Source organism: Roseateles sp. P5_B10, from assembly GCF_056400485.1.
In genome coordinates, this window is the sequence record NZ_JBFULE010000391.1 from 1 (window position 1) to 4,857 (window position 4,857).

A 4,857-nucleotide genomic window follows, 5' to 3' on the forward strand; every position below is an offset into this window, starting at 1 on the left:
GCTACGGCCTGCTGACCAAYCCRGMSCTGAAGATCTACAAGCCCTGGCTSGACCAGACCTTCATCGATGAACTSGGCGGCCGCGCMGAGATGTCGGCMTTCATGACSGMGAASGGCTTCGCCTACAAGATGASCGCGGAGAAGGCCTATTCGACCGACTCCAACATGCTGGGCGCCACGCACGAGGCCAAGGACCTGGAGCATCTGAACAGCGGCATCAAGATCGTCAATCCCATCATGGGCGTGGCGTTCTGGCGCGATGACGTCGTCGTCAAGGCCGAAGCCGTGTCGGTACGCTTCGAGGAAGGCGTGCCCGTGGCGCTGAACGGCGTCGAGTACCGCGATCCGGTGGCCCTGCTGGCCGAGGCCAACGTCATCGGCGGCCGCCATGGCCTGGGCATGAGCGACCAGATCGAGAACCGCATCATCGAGGCCAAGAGCCGCGGCATCTAYGARGCKCCSGGCMTGGCGCTGCTGCACATCGCCTAYGAGCGTCTCGTGACCGGCATCCACAACGARGACACCATCGAGCAGTACCGCGACAACGGCCGCAAGCTCGGCCGCCTGCTCTATCAGGGCCGCTGGTTCGACCCGCAGGCCATCATGCTGCGCGARRCCGCCCAGCGCTGGATCGCCMGCGCCRTCACCGGCGAGGTGGCCATTGAGCTGCGCCGCGGCAACGACTATTCGCTGCTGGACACCCAGAGCCCCAACCTGACCTATGCGCCCGAGCGCCTGAGCATGGAAAAGGTCGAAGGCGCCTTCAGCCCCGCCGACCGCATCGGCCAGCTGACGATGCGCAATCTCGACATCAGCGACACGCGCGGCAAGCTGGGCATCTATACCGGTGTCGGCCTGCTGGCCGGCGGTGGCCTGCCCAAGCTCGAGTGATTTCCCGCTGAGGGCTGGCGAGGCCCTGGTGAATACTGTATAAATCAACAGTATTCGCTTTTGAGGAGCCCGCCATGCACAGCCAGTACCGCCAGAACTACGTCCCCGGCCGCCCGCTGCCTCTGTGGTTGCAGAAGCTGCTGAGCTGGCTTTGACAAGCCTTCAGAACGCCTCGGCCACCCGCAGGAAGCTCGCAAAGCGCGGCTTGCCACTCGGCGTCAGGTCGCGATAGCGATAGGTGACAGTCGAGCCGATGGGCGGCGGGTCGCGGCGTTGGGCGTCGCTGAAGCCGGTGCCCAGCTTGAAGCGCTGGCCCTCGGGTGTCTGCAACTCCAGTGCTCCCAGCTGACCCGCCAGCCGTCCCTTGCCCGGCTCATGGCCGACAACAACGGCTTCAGCATCCGCCAGTGGCTTGAGCTTGAGCAGCAGATCGCTGCGGCCCGAGGCCAGCGGCGCGTTGGCCCGGTGCAGCATCAGGCCCTCGCCACCGGCGTCGACCACCTGCTTGAGCCTGGCCCGAAGTTCGGCGTTGGAGTTGAGGCGCTGCTGCTGCACCGGCATGACGACGCCGCCGGCCATCGTCGCGAGCTTGGCCGCGCGCCGTTCGAAATCTCCGTCGCCCGCTGGCAGCTCGAAGACGCGATAGCTGACGAGCCGCCATTCGGCGTCCACCGGCTCGGTGCGCCGTACGGCCGCCGATAGCGCATCAAAGCTGCGCCGCCCCATCCACAGTTCACCGTCGAGCGGCTGCCTGGGAAGTTCGGCCAGGAACCAGGCCGGCGCAGCGACGGTGCGACCGCTGCGGAACTTCAAAGCCTGCCCATCCCACAACGCCCGCACGCCATCGAACTTCTCGCTGACGAGATAGGGCCGCGGGTCGATGCCGGCCGGCRCATTGCGCGCTAGCAGCGGCTCCAGCGCCCAAGCTGGAAGCCCGGCAGCCCCCAGCAGGCCCAAGAGTGCACGCCGGGTTAGCCTCATAGGACGACCGGCTCCGGCTCCAGCCGGATGCCAAAGCGCCCGTAGACGCTCTCCTGGATGGCCCGTGCCAGCGTCACGACTTCCGCGCCGCGCGCGTCCGCCTTGTTGACCAGCACCAAGGCTTGTTTTTCGTAAACCGCCGCTCCGCCCACTGTCTTCCCCTTCCAGCCGCAGGCGTCGATCATCCACCCGGCGGCCAGCTTCACGCTTCCGTCGGGCATGGGATAGTGAACGATGCCGGGGTCGCGGCCAATGATGTCGCGGCACTGCTCGGCCGTGACGACCGGGTTCTTGAAGAAGCTGCCGGCATTGCCGATGACGGCAGGGTCGGGCAGCTTGGCGCGGCGCACGGCGCAGATCCAGTCGTAGATCTGGCGCGCATCCGGCGCGGTGATGCCGGTCTCGGCCATCTTGCGTTCAATTTCGAGGTAACCGAGCACCGGCTGCCAGGGCCGGGGCAGGCGAAAGCGCACACGGGTGATGACGCTCTTGCCCGCCAGACCGCCGAAGTCGCTGTGCTTGAACACGCTGTCGCGGTAGCCGAAGCGGCAGACCTCCGCCGGCAGCAGGGCCGGCCGCCCGGTGATGAGATCCATGACCTCGACGGCCTCCAGCCGGTCCTTGACCTCGATACCGTAGGCGCCGATGTTCTGCACCGGTGCGGCCCCCACCGTGCCGGGGATCAGCGCCATGTTCTCCAGGCCTGGGTAGCCGTGGTCCAGCGTCCAGGTGACCAGCTCATGCCAGACGACGCCGGCACCTGCCTCGACGATCCAGGCGTCGTCGCGCGCTTCCAACAGCCGGATGCCGGTAATTTCCACCTTCAGCACGACGGCATCGACATCCTTGGTCAAGACGAGGTTGCTGCCGCCGCCCAGCACGAACTTGGGCGCACGGCCCAGTTCGGGGTGATCGACGACGCGGCGGACGTCGGCCGCCTCGCGGATGCGCACCAGGCGCTTCGCCACGGCCGGCAGGCCGAAGGTGTTGTAGGGCTTGAGATTGACGTCCGCCTCGATATGGAGGGGGAGCGGCACTCCGTTCGAGGGGGTCTGTAACTGCGTGGACATGGGACAATTTTTGGATGGTTTGCGCGGCGCGCAAACAGCAAAATTTTCGCCGATTCATCTACCGACCTCCCAAATGCCCAGCTTCGACACTGTTCTCGAGCCCGATCACGTCAAGATCCGCAATGGCGTGGACAACGCCATCAAGGAAATCGGCACCCGTTTTGACTTCAAGGGCACGGGCGCCAAGGTCGAGCTCAAGGACAAGGAAATCCACGCCACGGGCGACAGCGAGTTCCAGCTGGAGCAGATCGAGGCTGTGTTGTACGGCAAGCTGACCAAGCAGGACGTGGTGATCAGCTTCCTCGACAAGGCCGAGAAGATCGAAAAGCTCGGTGGCGACAAGGTGCGCCAGGTCTACAAGATCAAGGAAGGCATCGAGGCAGCGCTGGCCAAGAAGATCGTGAACTCGCTGAAGGAAAGCAAGCTCAAGGTCCAGGCCAGCATCCAGGGTGATGCCGTGCGCGTGACCGGCAAGAACCGCGACGACCTGCAGACCGGCATCGCCCACCTGAAGAAGAACTTCAGCGACACGCCGCTCACCTACAACAATTTCCGCGATTGAGCATGCGCCGCTTTACGGGGCTCATTGCGCCCCTTCTCCTGTTGCTGGCCACGAGCCGCGCCCCGGCGCAGCCGCTGCCACCCCCGCCATCGCAGGTCCAGCTCAATGGCATGCTGGGATCACGCGCGGCCCTGTTGGTCATCGACGGTGAGCCGCGCACTGTCGAGGTCGGCGCCATGGTCAAGGGCGTCCGGTTGATCTCACTGGAGGATGGTCGCGCCGTCGTGGAATACGGCGGTCGGCGCCAGGCTCTCGCCCTCGGCGCCGCACCGGGCCGAGTGCTTGCGCAGAATGCCGCGCCGCCGCGCCAGATCGTGCTGCCCGTAGGCCCCGGCGGACATTTCACGACGCTGGGCATGATCAACGGCCAGGTCACGAGCTTCCTCGTCGACACCGGGGCGACCAGCATCTCCATCGGCCAGATCGAGGCCGAAAAGCTGGGCCTGCGCTATATGTACGGCAGGCGCATCGTCACCCAGACGGCCAATGGCGTCGTGCCGGCCTATCAGCTCCAGTTGGCGAGCGTGCGCATCGGCAGCGTCGAGGTTCGCGACGTCGAGGCCATCGTCATCCCCGGCCTGATGAGCCATGTGCTGCTTGGCAACAGCTTTCTGAACCGCTTCCAGATGCGGCGCGAGAACGACGTCATGACTTTGGAGCTGCAGCACTGATAGCAGCGGGCGGCTTCTGCAAGAATCCGGCGCCCCTCCCTAGCCGGTCCGCCTCGATGCCCCTTCAACCCGCCTTGCTGTCTGGCCTGCTGGCCGCCCTGTTGATTGCCGGCGCCCCCGCCGCGCTCGCCCAGGACGCCGCCAAGGCCTCGCGCTTCTACGAAGACGCTCTGCAGCGGTATGAAAAGCGGGACATTCCCGGCGCCATCGTGCAGCTGAAGAACGCGCTGCAGGCCGACAAGAGCCAGCTCTCGGTCCACGTGCTGCTGGGCAAGGCCTTGCTGGCCGACAGCCAGCCGGCGGCGGCCGAATTCGAGCTGGGCGAGGCCATCCGCATGGGCGTCAACCGCGCCGAGGTTGCCGTCGCCCTGGTCATGGCGCTGAATGCCCAGGGCAAGCAGTCCCAGGCGCTGGAGGACCCACGCATTCAGCCCGCCGGCCTGCCATCCGGCATCCAACAGCAGCTCATGCTGGAGCGCGCTCTGGCTCAGTCCGATATGGGCGATACCAAGGCCGCACTGGCAAGCGTGCTGGATGCACGTGCGCTGAACACCAGCGACGTGAACAGCTGGATCGCCGAAGTCCCGCTGCGGGTGCGCGGGCGCCAGTTCAACGAGGCCCATGCCGCGGCCGACCAGGCACTCAAGCTCTCACCCGACAACGCCGAGGCTCTCTATCAAAAG

The 4,857-nt window shown here is 65.9% G+C and carries 5 protein-coding genes and 1 pseudogene; 4 read left to right on the forward strand and 2 right to left on the reverse strand.

The annotated features are described in order from the left end of the window. On the forward strand, positions 1 to 890 hold an 890-nt coding region (argG, locus tag AC1DU6_RS20145), incomplete at its 5' end, for an argininosuccinate synthase (protein WP_477859130.1). Positions 891 to 1,052: 162 nt separating this feature from the next. Here argG and AC1DU6_RS20150 read toward each other — a convergent pair. Both AC1DU6_RS20150 and murB read right to left on the reverse strand, forming a co-directional pair. Further along, positions 1,053 to 1,871 (reverse strand): DNA ligase, encoded by an 819-nt coding sequence (locus AC1DU6_RS20150; RefSeq protein WP_477859132.1) that lies wholly within the window; start codon positions 1,869 to 1,871, stop codon positions 1,053 to 1,055. After that, positions 1,868 to 2,941, reverse strand: coding sequence for a UDP-N-acetylmuramate dehydrogenase (murB, locus tag AC1DU6_RS20155; protein ID WP_056201985.1), 1,074 nt, complete (start codon positions 2,939 to 2,941; stop codon positions 1,868 to 1,870). The genes AC1DU6_RS20150 and murB overlap by 4 nt, the downstream gene beginning before the upstream one ends. 73 nt (positions 2,942 to 3,014) lie before the next feature. Between murB and AC1DU6_RS20160 the strand changes: the two genes are divergently transcribed. From AC1DU6_RS20160 to AC1DU6_RS20170, 3 genes and pseudogenes are all read left to right on the forward strand, one after another. Continuing rightward, positions 3,015 to 3,503, forward strand: a complete 489-nt coding sequence (locus tag AC1DU6_RS20160) for a YajQ family cyclic di-GMP-binding protein (RefSeq protein ID WP_056201983.1) — start codon at positions 3,015 to 3,017, stop codon at positions 3,501 to 3,503. Positions 3,504 to 3,544: 41 nt separating this feature from the next. Then, positions 3,545 to 4,174 carry a retropepsin-like aspartic protease family protein gene (locus tag AC1DU6_RS20165; RefSeq protein ID WP_235532060.1) on the forward strand — a complete coding sequence of 210 codons (630 nt, stop codon included), beginning with the start codon at positions 3,545 to 3,547 and terminating at the stop codon, positions 4,172 to 4,174. Between the two features lie 56 nt (positions 4,175 to 4,230). After that, positions 4,231 to 4,857, forward strand: a pseudogene (locus tag AC1DU6_RS20170) (XrtA/PEP-CTERM system TPR-repeat protein PrsT); the annotation flags it as partial.